General features: G+C 69.2%; 13 protein-coding genes. 6 read left to right on the top strand and 7 right to left on the bottom strand.

The annotated features are described in order from the left end of the window. Positions 1-9: 9 nt before the first annotated feature. Positions 10-1437 carry a cytosine permease gene (locus BHQ18_RS02785; RefSeq protein ID WP_084293855.1) on the bottom strand — a complete coding sequence of 476 codons (1428 nt, stop codon included), beginning with the start codon at positions 1435-1437 and terminating at the stop codon, positions 10-12. 109 nt (positions 1438-1546) lie between these two features. On the opposite strand from BHQ18_RS02785, the gene BHQ18_RS02780 reads away from it, so the two are divergent. Beyond that, complete coding sequence (locus BHQ18_RS02780) at positions 1547-3103, top strand: helix-turn-helix domain-containing protein (RefSeq protein WP_069412060.1); 1557 nt, start codon at positions 1547-1549, stop codon at positions 3101-3103. Here BHQ18_RS02780 and BHQ18_RS02775 read toward each other — a convergent pair. The 3 genes from BHQ18_RS02775 to BHQ18_RS02765 are packed head-to-tail and all read right to left on the bottom strand — an operon-like array spanning position 3100 to position 5733. Further along, positions 3100-3966, bottom strand: a complete 867-nt coding sequence (locus tag BHQ18_RS02775; RefSeq protein WP_069412338.1) for a polysaccharide deacetylase family protein — start codon at positions 3964-3966, stop codon at positions 3100-3102. The two genes, BHQ18_RS02780 and BHQ18_RS02775, sit on opposite strands and share 4 nt — an antisense overlap. A 4-nt stretch (positions 3967-3970) precedes the next feature. Continuing rightward, on the bottom strand, positions 3971-5104 hold the full coding sequence (locus BHQ18_RS02770) for an oxidoreductase (RefSeq protein ID WP_069412059.1): 1134 nt from the start codon (positions 5102-5104) through the stop codon (positions 3971-3973). A 2-nt stretch (positions 5105-5106) separates the two neighbouring features. After that, a complete protein-coding gene (locus BHQ18_RS02765) occupies positions 5107-5733 on the bottom strand; it encodes a DUF1989 domain-containing protein (protein WP_069412058.1) in 627 nt (208 codons plus the stop codon). 150 nt (positions 5734-5883) lie between these two features. On the opposite strand from BHQ18_RS02765, the gene BHQ18_RS02760 reads away from it, so the two are divergent. Genes BHQ18_RS02760 through BHQ18_RS02740 form a run of 5 tightly spaced genes read left to right on the top strand, consistent with a single transcriptional unit; the run spans position 5884 to position 10483 of the window. Next, a complete protein-coding gene (locus tag BHQ18_RS02760) occupies positions 5884-6489 on the top strand; it encodes a flavin reductase family protein (protein ID WP_069412057.1) in 606 nt (201 codons plus the stop codon). A gap of 7 nt (positions 6490-6496) precedes the next feature. Then, entirely contained in the window at positions 6497-7846 is a 1350-nt protein-coding gene (locus BHQ18_RS02755) for an MFS transporter (protein WP_069412056.1), read from the top strand. Then, positions 7843-9192 (top strand): amidase family protein, encoded by a 1350-nt coding sequence (locus BHQ18_RS02750; RefSeq protein ID WP_084293854.1) that lies wholly within the window; start codon positions 7843-7845, stop codon positions 9190-9192. The genes BHQ18_RS02755 and BHQ18_RS02750 overlap by 4 nt, the downstream gene beginning before the upstream one ends. After that, positions 9189-9989, top strand: a complete 801-nt coding sequence (locus BHQ18_RS02745) for an SDR family NAD(P)-dependent oxidoreductase (RefSeq protein WP_069412055.1) — start codon at positions 9189-9191, stop codon at positions 9987-9989. The genes BHQ18_RS02750 and BHQ18_RS02745 overlap by 4 nt, the downstream gene beginning before the upstream one ends. Further along, positions 9986-10483, top strand: a complete 498-nt coding sequence (locus BHQ18_RS02740; protein ID WP_069412054.1) for a nuclear transport factor 2 family protein — start codon at positions 9986-9988, stop codon at positions 10481-10483. Before BHQ18_RS02745 ends, BHQ18_RS02740 begins: the two co-directional genes overlap by 4 nt. A gap of 55 nt (positions 10484-10538) precedes the next feature. Here the strand turns inward: BHQ18_RS02740 and BHQ18_RS02735 are convergent, their stop codons facing one another. From BHQ18_RS02735 to BHQ18_RS02725, 3 genes are read right to left on the bottom strand one after another with little or no spacing between them, the layout of a single operon-like run. Further along, the gene (locus BHQ18_RS02735; protein WP_069412053.1) at positions 10539-11558 is read right to left on the bottom strand and encodes a zinc-binding metallopeptidase family protein; all 1020 of its coding nucleotides are present in this window, start codon (positions 11556-11558) and stop codon (positions 10539-10541) included. After that, on the bottom strand, positions 11551-12456 hold the full coding sequence (locus BHQ18_RS02730) for a transglutaminase family protein (RefSeq protein WP_069412052.1): 906 nt from the start codon (positions 12454-12456) through the stop codon (positions 11551-11553). Before BHQ18_RS02730 ends, BHQ18_RS02735 begins: the two co-directional genes overlap by 8 nt. Next, positions 12453-15089: a circularly permuted type 2 ATP-grasp protein gene (locus tag BHQ18_RS02725; RefSeq protein ID WP_069412051.1), complete on the bottom strand. Its 2637-nt coding sequence runs from the start codon at positions 15087-15089 to the stop codon at positions 12453-12455. Before BHQ18_RS02725 ends, BHQ18_RS02730 begins: the two co-directional genes overlap by 4 nt. Between the last annotated feature and the right edge of the window lie 57 nt (positions 15090-15146).

Here is a 15146-nt window from a genome sequence, read left to right as displayed (position 1 = left end):
GTTTTTGGGTCACTTTGCGTCTGCTCGCGAGCGCAGCAGGTAGTAGAGGCCGCCGGCGACCAGGCTGCCGGACAGCCACGACAGGTCCGTGCCGCCCAGCGCCGACGCCAGCGGGCCCTGCATCGCGGGAACCAGACCGTACTGCCACGACCAACCCGCCACCACGCCGAGCGCGAGGCTGACCAGTCCGGCGGCATTGAACCGGCCGAACGCGGAGCTGCTGACCGCGGCGTACAGCTGCGAAATGTCCAGCGAGCCCCGGCGCACCGCGAAGTAGTCGACGAGCATGATGGCGGCCCACGGGCTGATCCAGACCAGGATCGAGACCATCCAGTGGTCGAAGGCGTGCGCGAAGCTGTCGGCCTGCACGAATACCGCCAGCACCGCGGACGCCACCCCGCCGGCGGCCAGGGTGAGCTTCCACCGCGTGGTGCGCACCCCGATAGACAGCGCGGCCAGCGAGCACGAGTACAGGTTCAGGATGTTGGTCGCGATCGGCCCGTGGATGAGCAGCAGCAGCACCGGGACCGCCATGACGCCGAAGGTGCTCACGACAAGCGTCGACGGGTCACTGCCCCGCCCCGCGCTGGCCAGACAGGCCCCCAGTGCGGCCAGCCAGACCGTGGGCAGGTACATGCCCAGCGTCGATGACCAGAACACCGCTCGCGTGGAGGCGGTGGGCCGCACGAAGCGGCTGTAGTCCGACGCGTACGGGATCCAGGTCAGCCCCCAGCCGATCCCGATCGCGGTCAGCAGCTGGGTCACCGCGGTCAGCTTGTCGCCGGGTTCGACGGCGCTACCCGACTGCCAGCTCACCTCCGTGGTCAGCAGCGCGAGAATCGTCATCACCGCCATCACCAGCGCGGTGGCGGGCACCGTGTACTTCTCGAAGCTGCGGATGGCGTAGAAGCCGTACAGCGCCAGGCCCAGTTGCACGGCCATGATGAAGCCGGCCACCGCGAACTCGGTCCACAGACTTCCGGCGACACCGAACTCGGCGAGAATGCCGAGCACGAGGTCGAGCACCACCCAGGTGTTGACACCGACCCAGCCCATGGTCAGCAGGAACTGCACCAGCCCCGGAATGATGGCCCCTTTGAGCCCGAAAGGCGCTCTGCCGAGCACCATTTGGTTGACGGCGGTGCGGTGACCGATGACGTTGAACACACCGAAGACGGTGCAGCCGATCATGTTGCCCAGCACCACGACGACGAGGGTCTCGGCCAGGCTGAGCCCGAGCGTGATGCCCAGTGCGCCGAGCACCCAGTTGATCGGCGCGATGTTGGCGCCCGCCCAGATCCAGAACAGCTCACGCGGTGAGCAGTCCCGACTGGTGTCGGGGATGGCCTCGATCCCGTGCGCGTCGAACGGCACGGCCCCCGCTGGGCTACCCGGTGTGGGTGCGGCGGCGGCCGACGTGTGTGGGCTGGTAGCCATGGGATCTCCTCACCACGAGTGACATCCGTCATGGAAGCACCGCCGCAAATCCTCCGGGGAGTGTATAAACGTCCATCATTGGACGAACCGACTGGATGTAGGTACAGCCATGCTGAACATGTCGGCCCTGCTCGTCGATGGCTCCCTCGAGTTGACCCTGCTGGTCGTCGGGGCGCCGGACGCCGTCGACCGCGAGGTGCTGTGGCTGCACAACACCGAACTACCCGACCCGTCGCCCTACATCCGCGAAACCGAACTCGTGCTCACCAACGGGCTGTGGCGGTCCAGTGTCACCGCCGAGGCGTTCGTCGCGGCGCTGGTCCGGGCCCGCGCGGCGGGCCTCATCTTCGGTCTCACTGTCGAGACGCCCTCGGTACCAGAGGATCTCGTCGATGCGTGTGCGCGGGTGGACATGCCGTTGGCGGAGTTGTCGATCGCGGTGCCGTTCACGGCGATCACTCAGGCCGCGGCGAGAATTCAGGAACGGGCCCGCCAGGACGCGCTGGTCGGGTTGGTGCGACGCGGCAACGCGTTGGCGTCGTCGATATCGCGCGGTGCCGGCGCCGCGGGCGTCATCGACGTGCTGCGCCGGGATCACGATCTCCCGCTGCTGGTGGTGGACCGCCTGGCCCGGCGGTTGGCCGGCACCGTCGCCGGCGACGACGCGCTGCGTGTCTGCGCGGACGCCCTCACCCGCAGGCCGCCCCCGCTGGAGGTCGATCTGCCCGGAATCGGTTCGGCGTCACTGTTTCTGGTCGAAGGCGCGGTCGGCGACATCGATGCGGGACTGTTCTGCCTGCGTCCGCTGAAGGCGTTGGAGCCGATCGAGCGCGAGGCACTCGACCAGGCGGCCCGCTTCCTGAGCCTGGAGGTCACCAAACAGCAGGCGCTGCAAGCGATCGAGGCGCGGTTCTCCAGCGAGCTGCTGGAGATGATCCTGTCCGGTACGGCACGGGCGAGCGAAGTGCCGGAACGGTTGCGCGCCTTCGGTATCGACCCGCGGGGCCCGATGGCGGTGTTGACGTTGATCGTCGGGGAACAACCGATCCGGCCGGCCGGGTCCACCGACGCCGTCGAGCAGTTCTTCAGCGCGCGGTCGATACCCGTCGTCACGGTCGCGGGCAGCCAGGACACCGTTCTGGTCTTCCCGTGGAACGACACCTCGTCGGAACTGGTCGGCCTCGCCGAGCAGCTCGTCGGGGCCCTCGAACGGGCGTATCCGGGCGACCGCGTCGTCGTCGGTGTCGGCGAATTGGCCGCGGACTGCGCCGGCCTCCGCGAGCCGCTGATCCGGTCCCGAGAGGCGTGCCGTGTGCTGCGCCGACGCGGGCGCGGTCGTCAGATCGCCACGTTCACCGATGTGGGCACCCACCGGATGCTGCTCGGCCTGCACGACCGCGACGTGCTACGCCGGTTCGCCGACGACATCCTTTCACCGTTGCGTCTGCACGACGGCCGCAACGGCACCGAACTGGAGTTGACGCTGCGCACATTCCTCGGCAACGACAGCCACTGGTCGACCACGGCCGCCGCGCTCTACATCCACGTCAACACGCTGCGCAACCGCGTCGCCCGGATCAACGAACTGACCGGCCGCGACCTGGCCCGCCTCGAAGACCGGGTGGACCTGTTCCTGGCGCTGGAAGCCGACGCGCTCGCAGGCTAGTCCGGGTACACGTCGGGATCGACCCGCGGTGGGGAGATCGCGCGCGGCGCCATTCCCGGGTCCGCGGCGACCGCGGCCGCCACGTCGCGGCACCGCATGAACCGGATGTCGCCACGGTCCAGGGCGAATTCGATCAGCCCCCGCAGCGCCAGCAGCCGGCTCGGCCGCCCGGACAAGAACGGGTGCAGACAGAGGTTGAACAGACACCGGTACCGGCGCATCGCGTCGAGTTCGGCCCGCCACATCTCGGCCACCTTGACCGGCGATTCGATCACCGTGCCGATGTTCGGTTCGGGCAGATACGCGTACTGCTCCCAGTCGTCGAGCGACCAGTGCACGGGCAGTTCGACGATGGGCCCGGAGTCGGTGCTGATCCGGTACGGCCGGTCATCGCCCATCAGCGAGGAGTCGTAGGTGAGGCCGTGCTCGGCGATCAGGGCCGGGGTCCGCCAGCTCGCGTCCCACATCGCCGCGCGGTGCCCCGCGATGTCGATCCCCTGGTTGGCGAAAACCTCCAGGGCCCTGACGAAGTCGGCCCGCTCCTGGGCCGGAGTCATCGAAGCGGCCGGGCGGTGACTGTAGGAATGGTGGGCCACCTCGTGCCCGCGCTCGACGATGGAGGCGGCCAGCCCCGGCCGGTGCTCGGCCACCCAACCGGGCACGAAGAACGTCGCCGGGATGCCGGTCTCGTCGAGCATGTCGAGGATCCGCGGCACCCCGACGTCGGGGCCGAACGACTGGTGCGACATCGTCATCGGATGGTCGGCGTAGCGGCGGCTGTGCGCCAGAATCGGTGTCTCGGCGTCGACGTCGAACGTGATGGTCGCGACGGCGGCGGCGCCACCGTGCCACGGGGAGGCCATGGCGTCAGTCTGCACGATGGGCCGCACGCCAGGACCGGGCATTCGCAATCGTCGCCATCGGGGACAGCATGGCGTGATCGAAGGGTGTCAGCGAGGTCCCGGTGCGCCAGCGCTGCGGCAGGTCGGAGTTCGCGAGCGCGCCGCGCCCGATCGACACCAGGTCGGCGTGCCCGCCGTCGAGCACGTCGGCGGCCTGGCGCGCATCGTGCATACCGCCGTTGGCGATCACCGGAAGCCCGGTCGTCTCGCGGGCTACGGCGGTGATCGTGCGGCCGTCGGGGAAGCGGGCGGTGTCGATGAAGTCCCTTCCCTCGCTGGCGATGTGGAGGTAGTGGGCGCCGGCGCGGGCCAGCGCGCCGAAGATCACTTCGGCCTCGGCGGCCGCACCGGGCCACCGGTAGGTGGTGTCGTTGACCTTGGTCTGCGACAGCCGCACACCGACGACGAAGGCGTCGCCGAGACGTTCCCGGATTCCGGTGACGATGCGGGTGGTCAACCGGATCCGGTTGGACACCGCGCCGCCGTAGTCGTCGTCGCGCTCGTTGGTGTAGGTCGTGATGAACTGGTCGAGCAGGTATCCGTTGGCGGCGTGGATCTCCACACCGTCGAATCCGGCAGTGCGGGCGCGCGCCGCCGCGTCGACGAAGCCGGTGACGACCCGGTTGATGTCCCTGACCGTCATCTCATGCGGTACCGGCCAGCGGCCCGACCCACCGTACTCGGGCATCATCTCGCCGAGCGGAGGTACCGGAGACGGTGCGATCGTGGGCATTCCGTACGCGTTGCCCTGGGACAGCGCTCCAGCGTGCATGAGTTGGGCCAGGATCGGGGTGCCGGCCGCGTGCACCGCCTCGGTGACCGGGCGCCAGCCCCGCACGTGCGCTGACGACGCCAGGCCCGGCTGGTTGAAGTAGCCCTGGCTGTGCGCTTCGTCGGGGTAGACACCCTCGGTGAGGATCAACCCGAACCCGCCGACCGCGAAGTCGGCGTAGTAGGAGGCCATTTCGGCGGTCGGGGTGCCGTCGGGACCGGCCGACACCCGCGTCATCGGCGCGACCGCGAGCCGGTTCCTGAGCCGAAGTCCGCCCAGCTCGACGGAGGTGAACACCGTGGGGTGGTGGGTGGCAACGCTTTTCATGTCTACTTCTCCATTTCCACTGACAGCGGCGCAGAGACGTTCACGCCGAGGGCGGTCGGTCGCCCGCCGTTGATGGCGTTGAGATCCATCGGGCACGCCGATACCACGAACACGCAGTCGATCTCGACTTCGAACGTGACGGCGTCGCCGGGCGCACTGGTGGCCGGCAACCAGGTCAGATCTCCGTTCGGGGCCACCGGGATCCGCATGAACACGTTCACCGGCTGGGGCACCGTGTCGACCGACAGGCCGAGTAGACCGAGGGCGTTGTGCAGGTTCTCCGCGCACGACGCGTGCTCCGGGTTGCCCAGCGACCGGTACCGTTCGGCGTCGCAGGCCGCGATCAGCATGTCGTGGTGGCCCGGTGAGGTGTCGCCGACCAGTGTGAGCATCGGCCGGCGCCGGTTCGTCATGAACGCCTCCCCGATGCGGGGAAAGAGCCTGCCGATCGATGTCCTGGTGTGTGCGGCGCTGACGTACTCGCCGAGGTCGTCGGCCGAGAAGGCGAAGACGTCACCGACCTGCCCGCCCTCGATGTCGACGACGCTGACCCGCTCGCCGGCTCGCAGGTGGACGGCGCGTCCCTCGCCGGCGGCCACGATGGTGCGCTTTCTGACTTCTGAATCCATGCCGTCATTGCACCGGTGGCTCCCGGCACCGGCCAATGGAGCTTGCGACGACGTAGCCAGCGAAACGGTGGAGGTATCTACATTCTCCGACGTCGCCGTCCGGCCATAGCGTGCGCCACACCACATTTCCTCGTCAGCCCAGGAGCCCGGATGCACGCGACGGACCAACTCTTCGTGGACCCCCGCGACCTCAGCCCCGCCAAGACCTTCGGGTTGTTGAAGGCCAGCGTGGTTCCGCGGCCCATCGCCTGGACCTCGACCCGAAGCGTCGACGGCGTGAACAACCTCGCGCCGTTCAGCTTCTTCACGGTGGTGTCGTCGTCGCCGCCGATGGTGTTGCTCAGCCTGGAGTTCCATCCCGACGGCCGCCCCAAGGACAGCGCGGCCAACATCGAGGCGACCGGCGAGTTCGTCGTCAACACTGCCCCGGCAAGCTACGCCGCCGCCGTCGATCACACCAGCCACGACTTCGGCCCGGACGTCGACGAGTTCGCGCTCGCCCGCCTGACACCGGTCCCGTCCCGCCTCGTCCGGCCGTGCCGTGTCGGTGAGTCACCGGTCAGCCTGGAGTGCCGGCTGCACACCACGCTGCGGCCCGGCAGCGATCGCCTCGTCATCGGCGAGGTGGTGGCTTTCCACATCGCCAGTCACGTCCTCGACGCCAACGGCCGAATCGATGTGGCGCAAACCGATCCGCTCGCACGGACCGCGGCGGGCTTCGCCCGCATCGACCCGATCACCATCCCGACCCGATAGGAGTCTCATGTCCTCGATCATCGACGACGGTCCGCTGACCGCGTTCCACAAGCGACTGACGCTCTACTCGGCCGGCGGACCCTTCCTCGACGGTTACGCGCTGACGATCATCGGAATCGCGTTCGTGTCCATGAAAGCGCAACTGGGCATGGACGCCGTCGACGTCGGCCTGGCCGGCGCGGCCGCGCTGATCGGTATCTTCTTCGGCGGGTTGGTCTTCGGATATGTGACCGACCGGATCGGCCGCAAGGTCATGTACATCGCGGACCTGCTGATGCTGGTGGTGGTGTCGATCGCGTCGGCGTTCGTGGCCGAGGTCTGGCAGTTGGTGCTGCTGCGGTTCATCCTCGGGGTCGCGATCGGCGCGGACTATCCGATCGCGAGTTCGCTTCTGACAGAGTTTGTTCCGAGCCGATACCGGGGGCGGCTGCTCGGCTCGCTGTTCGTGGTATGGGCGGCCGGCGCCGCCGCGGCCGCCGCCGCGGGCTGGGTGCTGTCTACGCTGGGTCCCGACGCCTGGCGCTACATGCTGGCCAGCCCGGCGGTGTTCGGCCTGATCACGCTGATCCTGCGGGCGGGCACCCCGGAGTCACCGCGCTGGCTGTTGAGCAAGGGCAGGGAGCACCAGGCGTTGCAGGTGTGCCGCCAGGTGTGGGGACCCGACGCCGACCTGGCCGGCATCGCCGGCCTCATGACGAACCCGGGCGAAGTCGCGCCCACCCGCTATTCGACGATTTTCCGCGGCGTCTACCTGCGCCGGGTGATCTTCGTCGGCGTCTTCTTCTCCGCCCACGTGATCCCGTTGTTCGCCGTGTACACGTTCGGCCCCGACATCATCGCCGAGATCGGTATCGCCGAGCACAACATCTACCTCGCCGAACTCGTGATCAGCACACTGTTCCTCGTCGGCGGCGTTCCCGGTCTGCTGCTGGTCGACAAGATCGGGCGAAAGCCGCTGCTGATCTACACATTCGCGATCATGAGCATCGCGTTCGCGTTCATGGCGGTCAATCCGTCGGCACCCGCGGTGCTGCTGTTCGCTGCGCTCGCCGTGTACGCGGTCACCTCCGGTGCCTGCAACTTCATCGAGATCATCTACCCCAACGAACTGTTCCCGACCCCGGTCCGCGCCACCGCGACCGGAACCGTGGTCGCCATCAGCCGGGTCGGGTCGGCCATCAGCACCTTCGTGCTGCCGCTGGTGCTCACCGGCACCGGCCTCGGCGGTGTGATGTGGCTGCTCGCAGCCGTCAACGTGGTCGGACTGGTCGTCACCGTGCTGCTCGGCGAAGAGACCCGGGGCCGTGCGCTCGCCGACACGTCGGCCGCCGGTGCCTCCCCGCGGATCCCGGCGTGACCGCACAGCAGATGGCGGCCGACCTCGCCGACGGCAGGGTCTCGGCGCGGGAGCTGCTGCAGCGCTCGCTGATTGCGGCAAGCCGGCCGGCTGCGCGTGCGGCGCTGATCACGACCACCACCGAGCGGGCAGCACACGACGCCGATGCCAGCGACACACGGCGCCAGAATGGTTCGCCCACCGGTGTTCTCGACGGGGTTCCGCTGGTGATCAAGGACGTGTTCGACGTCGCGGGCACCGTGACCACCGGCGGTTCGCGACGATTCTCACGCCGCCCACCCGCGGCGGCGGACAGCGAAATCGTCCGCCGCGCCCGGGCTGCGGGACTCGTCGTTGTCGGAAAGGCGAACACGAGTGAACTCGCGTTCTCGGGGCTGGGGATCAACGAGACCTTCGGCACCCCGGCCAACCCGAACGACGCCGCCCTGGTGCCCGGGGGCTCATCGTCGGGATCGGCGGTCGCCGTGGCCACCGGCGTCGCACCGCTCGCGATCGGCACCGACACCTCCGGGTCGGTCCGGGTGCCGGCGGCGTTCTGCGGATGCGTCGGCTTCCGGGCAAGCCGCCGCCGGTACGGCCGCCCCGATCACCTCCCGCTCTCGCCGGCACTCGACCGCGTCGGAATCCTCGCCCGCACCGTCGATGACGTCGTGATGCTCGACGGTCTGCTCGCTCCCGGCCGTCGGCGCCCGGGCCGGGAGTTCCGGGCCGTGGTGCCGCGCGGCGAGTGGGTCGTCGAAGCCACCGCCGGTGTGCGCGAGCTGTTCGACGCGGCGGTCGATGCGCTGTCCGCCGCCGGCGTCCGGATCGACTGTGTGACGGTGCCGTCGCTTCGGGATGCGCAGCGGCTCACGGATATTCACGGCACCATCGTCGGTGCCGACGCGTACCGCCGCTACCGCCGGCTGGCGTCCTCCCCGGACATCGAGGACGCCACCCGGCGGCGGTTGCTCGCCAACCGCGACGTCGATCGGTCGGTCGCGCGGGTGCGGGCGCAGATGCCGGCGCTGCGACGCCGGCTGCGTCGAGACCTCGACGGCGCGCTGCTGCTGTGTCCGACCGTTCGCCACGAGCCGCACCGGGTGGACGAGTTGCGGGCCTCGCCGTCGCGCTACGACGCCGCCAACGCGTCGACGCTGCGAACGACCATGGTGCTCAGCGTGCTCGGCACCTGCGGCATCAGCGTGCCGCTGCGCCGGGGCGACGGGTCGTCGACGGTGGGGTTGCTGCTCTCGCTGCCCGAAGGTGAGGACGAGCAGTTGCTCGCCGCGGCCCGGCAGGTCGAGCGCGTCGTCACGCCCGCTTTTCACGAATCGGTGGCCGGTCGGACACAATCGCCTGCGTGAGCGAACTCTTCCACTACGGCCCCTTTGCGGTGATCGCGGGCGGCTCCGAAGGCGTGGGCGCCGAGTTCGCCCGCCAGCTCGCCGACGCCGGCATCCACCTGGTCCTCATCGCCCGCAAGCCCGGGCCGCTGGAGGCGACCGCCGAGGCGTGCCGGGGCACCGGCGTCGAGGCGCGGACCCTCGCGCTGGACCTGACGTCGCCCGACGCGCTCGCACAGGTGAGCGCGATCACCGCCGACGTCGAGGTGGGCCTGTTGGTCTACAACGCCGGCGCCAACACCTGCAGTGAGCACTTCCTCGACGCGCCGCTCGACGATTTCCAGCGTGTGGTCGATCTGAACATCGGCACGATGTTGGCGATGGTCCAGCACTTCGGCCGGCCGATGCGTGACCGCAGGCGCGGTGGGATCCTGATGGTCGGGTCGATGGCCGGCTATCTGGGATCGATGCGGCACACCGTCTACAGCGGGGTCAAGGCGTTCGGGCGGATGTTCGCCGAGAGCCTGTGGCTCGAACTGCGCGAGTACGACGTGCACGTGCTCGAACTCGTGCTGGGCGTGACCCGCACACCGGCGATGCAGCGGGTCGGGTTGAACTTCGATGTGCCCGGCATGCGGGTCGCCGAGCCCGCCGATGTCGCACGGGAAGGTTTGCAGCAGTTGGCGAACGGCCCGGTGTTCGTCGCGGGCGGCAACGCCGAGGACGTGGCGCGGCGTAACGATCCGGACCGGGCCAAGGTGGTGCTCGGTACACACCGCTTCATGCAGAAACTGTTGGGCGAGAGGGGCACCCGATGACCGATCAGCGGATCGCCGACCTCGAGCGAAGGTTGCGGCGCATCGAAGACGAACGCGAGATCGAGCGGATGATCGCCTCCTACGGTCCCCTCGTCGATGCCGGCGACGCCGACGCGGCCGCCGACCTGTGGGCGGTCGACGGGAGCTACGACGTGGAGGGCTGGTTCATGTCCAGCCGTGCCGAGGTGGCCGCGATGGTGCGCTCGGACGCCCACCGGGGTTTGATCGAGGCCGGGTGCTGCCACTTTCTGGGACCTGCCGTGGTCACCGTCGACGGTGACGATGCGGTGGCGGTCTGTGAGTCCGTCCTGGTGACGCGCAAGGGCGACGGATTCGCCGTCTGGCGCGCGGGCGCCAACCACTTCCGCTTGCGGCGCGGCGACGGTCGCTGGCGGATCGTGGCGCGGCGCACCCGCGCGTTCGACGGCGGTGCCGAAGCGCGTGAACTGTTGTCGACCGGACTGCAGCGCTCACGCCCGGACGAGCGTGCGTGAATGTCGAGATTTTGCGGCGTGTCCGGGTGCAGACCCGCACGCTCGCCACAATTGCTCAGAGGTCGTCGACGATGGTGTGGATGAACCGCATCTTGTCGAGCGCCGGTGGCGGTAGCACGAACGGGTAGAGATCAGCCTTGCCCATCGACCGGTTGATCATGTTCAGCGCCCACGACAGCGGCAGCCACTGATCGATGATGGTGTCGAACCCACTGGGCCCGAGCACTTTCCGTTCGATCGTCGCCGACGCGGGCGCAAATCCGAACGCCGCGGCGGTGTCGAGAGTGTCGCGGATGTGCAGGTAGTGCGCGAACGTCTCGGCCCAGTCCTCGGCGGGATGCATGGTGGCATACGACGAGACGAAGTTCTGCTCCCAGTTCGGGGGCGGGCCGTCGTTGTAGTGGCGGTCCAGCGCCGCCTGGTAGTCGGTGTCGGGGTCTCCGAACAGCTCGCGGAACTGTCCGTCGTAGTCCGGTGAGACGCTCACCAGCCGGTAGTAATAGTAGTGGCCGATCTCGTGGCGGAAGTGTCCGAGCAGCGTGCGGTACGGCTCGTCCATCGCCTTGCGCAACTGTTCGCGGTGCACGTCGTCACCCTCGGCGAGATCCAGTGTGATGACACCGTTCTGGTGGCCGGTGAACACCTTCTCCTGCTCACTCGACAGCAGGTCGAACGCCAGGCCGTAGTCAGGGTCCTCGTCGCGGCCGATGATCGGCAGCTTGAGTTCGTGCAGTTCGGCGAGCAGCCGCCGCTTGGCCCGCTCGGACTCGGCGAACGCCGCGAGCGCCTTGGTGTCGTCGTCGCGGGGCCGGGTCCTGGTCAGCGTGCACGCCGGGCACAACTTGTGCACGGTCTGCATTCCGACCAGCCAATTGCATTCGGCCAGATGCATGTTCGCACACAACTGGTACTTGTCGCCGTCGATGAAGCCTGCCTGGTCCTGTTCCTCGCCGGTGGCGATGACCAGAAGCGCCATGTCCTCGAGCGAAAAGCCCAGCGGCCGCCCGCACGACAGGCACAGCGAGTTCTCGAACGCCAGGCGCTGTCCGCAGTTGGGGCACTGGAAGTCACGCATGCCGCACTCCCCCTTCGACACTCGGGAAGGGTTCGACGTCGACCGAGACGTCGATCACGCTGCGGTCGGAGTTGGTGAAGATGATGCCGCGCAACGGCGGAACGTCGGCGTAGTCGCGACCGTAACCGACCGTGATGTACCGCTCGTCGACCATCTGGTCGTTGGTGGGATCCAGTCCGAGCCACTGGTTCTGCGGCGTCCACACCGCGGCCCAGGCGTGGGTCGCGTCGATTCCGATCATGCGTTCCTTCCCGGGGGGCGGATCGGTCGCCAGATAGCCCGACACATAACTGGCGGCCAACCCGTTGGCGCGCAGGCAGGCGATGGCCAGCCGTGCGAAGTCCTGACATACCCCTTCCCGCACCGCCAAAACCTCGCTGACCAAAGTGGACACCGTTGTCGACCCGGACCGGTAGGTGAAGTCGGTGAAGATCCGGTGCGTCAGATCGGCCAGTACCTCGATCAGCGGCCGCTCCGGCACGAAACTCGGTGCGGCGTAATCACGGACGGCGTCGGTGATCTCCGGCGGCCGAAGGTCGAGCGTGAACTCGGTGGCCAGCGCGCCGTCGACCCCGACGGGGCGGGCGATCTCCCAGGGCGCCAGCGCCGACCCGGCGCCGTACAGCGACGGCGGTGGCGGGTCCACCTCGACGACGGCCCGGCTGCTGACCGTCAGTTCGCGGTGCCGTTCGGTCACATGGAAATAGGAGCTGACGTTGCCGTACACGTCGCGGCTCGTGGAGCTGTCGGCGGCGACCGGATCGACCACCAACTCGTGCGACAGACACCGTTGGCGCGCCGAGTCGCGCGGGGTGAGGAACCCGCGACCGTAGGAGGAGGTGACATCGTCGCTGTAGCGGTACGCCGTGCGGTGCGCGATCCGGTAGGTACGGGTCATGGCACCAGCCGGCGTTCGTCGGGTCCCCACAGGTGCTGCATCTCACCGGGCAGCGACAGGTGCGTGGCGGTGATGACGGCGGACAGTTCGCGAAGGTCGCGGTGCATCCCGTCGAGCAGGGCGGCCAATTCCACCCGTCGGCCGTCGACCACGTCGTCGAGATCGTCGGGATCGAGGCGCCGCAGCCGGGTGCCGATGTCGTCGACCAGTCGCTCCGCGCGCGACGAACCCGACGACCCGGGTAGCGCCTTGAGCCCGGCGCGCAGCCGGTCCAGCTGATAGGCCAGCGAGCGGGGGTTGTCGGCGTCGAACAGCACCAGGTCGGCGACCGCGGACACGTCGACGCGGCCGAGCATGCGCCGCCGGTAGATCACCGAGGACTCCAGCACCACCAGCGCCGACTCGGTGATCGTCTGCTCGGCACCGGGGCTGCGCACGGTGGTCAGCGTCGCGCCCAGGAGCGCGGTCAGGTTCAGGCCGCGTTCGATCCGCTTGCCGATGTCCATCATCGTCCAGCCGGCGTCGCGGATCATCGACTCGGCGGCCACCCCGGACAGCGCGAGCATGCCGGCCAGCGCCAGGTTGCAGGTCGCCGACAGGAACGCCTCACCGTCGGCCTGCGAATCAGGCAGTGCGCCAGGTGAACTCAGCAGCGCACGCTCCAGCGCCGCCAGCACCATCCAGGTGTCGTTGGACAGTTGGTCGCGCACCGCGCGGGTGACCAGACCGAGCCGCTCGACCGACTGGGCCAGCGAACCGGGCCGCTGCCGGTCGGCGGTCAGCGACCACAGCGTCGACTGTGCGGTGGCCACCATCTCGGCGTGGTCACCGTCGGCGCCGGTGTCGGTGCCGGTGATCGTGCCGAGCGTGGTCAGCAGCACCGGTACGCATTCGCTGCCGTCCATCTCTCGGCGGTAATGGAATTCGTGGTAGCGCTCGCGGGTGACGGTGAGCAGCCGGGCCATGTGTTCGGCGCGTTCGGCGTACCGGCCGGCCCAGAACAGGTCCGACAGCACCCGCGGCGAGCTGACCGCCCTGGTGGGGCTGGGGGTGATCGCGGGCAGGTCGACCGGCGGCGTCCACTCCACCCCGACCCGCGACGGTGCACGAACCCAGACATCCTTGGCCGCGACGGTGTTCAGGGTGTAGGCGGCGTCGCCGGGAGCCAGCAGGTACCCGAGCCCACCGGCCAGCGGCGCGTATCCGCCGCGCTGGGCGACGGTGAACAACCTCAACCCGACATCGGCTGCGGACAGGCCGCCGGAGCGTTGCGCGGTTGGCGCCGAGGAGAACTGGGGCAGGTCCTCGCCGACCCACTGCCACGGCGCCACCTGGATGCGGGCGGCGACGTCCTCGCGCTGCACGCTCGACAGTGAGGGGCCGACGATCGTCGGTCCGCCGGTGACGGGCCGGATCAGCAACCGCGGCAGGTGGTTCAGGATGTGCGAGCGTTCGGTGTTGATGCCGCCCCAGTACATCGGCGGGCCGGCCAGCTCCGGGGCCTCACCGAGCAGCAGTTGGGCGAGATCGGGCAGAAACCGTTGCAGCCCGGGGCTTTCCAGGATGCCGCTGCCGAGCGTGTTGACGACGCTCACGGCTCCGCGCCGCAGCACCTCGACCAGCCCGGCCACCCCGAGTCGCGAGTCGGCGCGAAGGTCCAAGGGGTCGACGAACTCGGCGTCGATGCGGCGCAACACCACGTCGACCCGCTTCAGTGTGCCCATCGAACGCATCCACAGCTTGCCGTCGCGCACCACCAGATCCGCGCTCTCGACCAGCGGGAAACCCAGCACACTGGCCAGGTACGCCTGGTCGAACGCGGTCTCGGAGTGGATGCCCGGGCTCAGCACCACGACCACCGGTTCCTCGGCCGACTCCGGCGCGGCGTCGATGAGCGCCAACCGCAGTGCCTGCGCCCACGGCGACGCGGGCCGCGGCCCGATCCGTTCGTAGAGTTCGGGCACCGCGTGCGCGATGACGCGCCGGTCCGCCAGCGCGTACCCCGCACCGGAGGGCGCCTGGGTCCAGTCGGCGTTGACCCGGAAACCGCCGTCTGCCGCGCGGCTGACGTCGCACCCGTGCAGGAACAGTTGGTGCCTGCCGGGCAGTTCGATGCCGCGGGCGGCCCGCACGTATCCGGGATGGGCGAACAGGAGCGGCGCAGGCAGCACGCCGCCGGTGATCGAGCGCTGCGCGCCGTAGAGGTCGGTGAGGACCGCGTCGAGAATCCGGGAGCGCTGCAGCAGACCGGATTCCAGCGTCGCCCAGTCCTCGGCGGAGAGCACCAGCGGCAGGGCGTCGAGGTGCCACGGGCCCGGTTCGGCCGCGCCGTGACCGTTGGTGGAGGCCTGACCGAGGACCGACCCGTGCCTGCCCACCTGGATGTAGGTGATGCCGTCGTTGTCGACGAGGCTGCGCACCACGCCGCGCAGCTGGTCGAGCCCGCTGCGCCCGCGGTCCGCGACGCAATCGGCGAGCTCCTGCCAGGCCGGGCGGACCTCTCCTGCCGCGTCGACGAATTCGTCGTACCCGCTGCCCGCACTGGAACGCACGTCGAACAGCGCCTGCTGGGTCCGCGCGGTGCGGTAGCGCCCCAGCAGGTCGTCAGGCGCGTTGGGTGCCGGTAGTGCCATCAGTGCAGAACGGTACGCACTCGCCGCAGGTCGAGGATGCCGGGTGCGAGTCCGATC

This window comes from Mycolicibacterium flavescens (assembly GCF_001722335.1).
GTDB classification, from domain to species: Bacteria; Actinomycetota; Actinomycetes; order Mycobacteriales; family Mycobacteriaceae; genus Mycobacterium; species Mycobacterium flavescens.
This window is presented reverse-complemented; position numbering and strand designations above follow the sequence as displayed.

Bases quoted from the DNA above. Each gene is read 5' to 3' on its own strand.
- BHQ18_RS02785 (WP_084293855.1), bottom strand. From the start codon at position 1,437: ATGGCTACCAGCCCACACACGTCGGCCGCCGCCGCACCCACACCGGGT.
- BHQ18_RS02780 (WP_069412060.1), top strand. From the start codon at position 1,547: ATGCTGAACATGTCGGCCCTGCTCGTCGATGGCTCCCTCGAGTTGACC.
- BHQ18_RS02775 (WP_069412338.1), bottom strand. From the start codon at position 3,966: ATGGCCTCCCCGTGGCACGGTGGCGCCGCCGCCGTCGCGACCATCACG.
- BHQ18_RS02770 (WP_069412059.1), bottom strand. From the start codon at position 5,104: ATGAAAAGCGTTGCCACCCACCACCCCACGGTGTTCACCTCCGTCGAG.
- BHQ18_RS02765 (WP_069412058.1), bottom strand. From the start codon at position 5,733: ATGGATTCAGAAGTCAGAAAGCGCACCATCGTGGCCGCCGGCGAGGGA.
- BHQ18_RS02760 (WP_069412057.1), top strand. From the start codon at position 5,884: ATGCACGCGACGGACCAACTCTTCGTGGACCCCCGCGACCTCAGCCCC.
- BHQ18_RS02755 (WP_069412056.1), top strand. From the start codon at position 6,497: ATGTCCTCGATCATCGACGACGGTCCGCTGACCGCGTTCCACAAGCGA.
- BHQ18_RS02740 (WP_069412054.1), top strand. From the start codon at position 9,986: ATGACCGATCAGCGGATCGCCGACCTCGAGCGAAGGTTGCGGCGCATC.
- BHQ18_RS02735 (WP_069412053.1), bottom strand. From the start codon at position 11,558: ATGCGTGACTTCCAGTGCCCCAACTGCGGACAGCGCCTGGCGTTCGAG.
- BHQ18_RS02730 (WP_069412052.1), bottom strand. From the start codon at position 12,456: ATGACCCGTACCTACCGGATCGCGCACCGCACGGCGTACCGCTACAGC.
- BHQ18_RS02725 (WP_069412051.1), bottom strand. From the start codon at position 15,089: ATGGCACTACCGGCACCCAACGCGCCTGACGACCTGCTGGGGCGCTAC.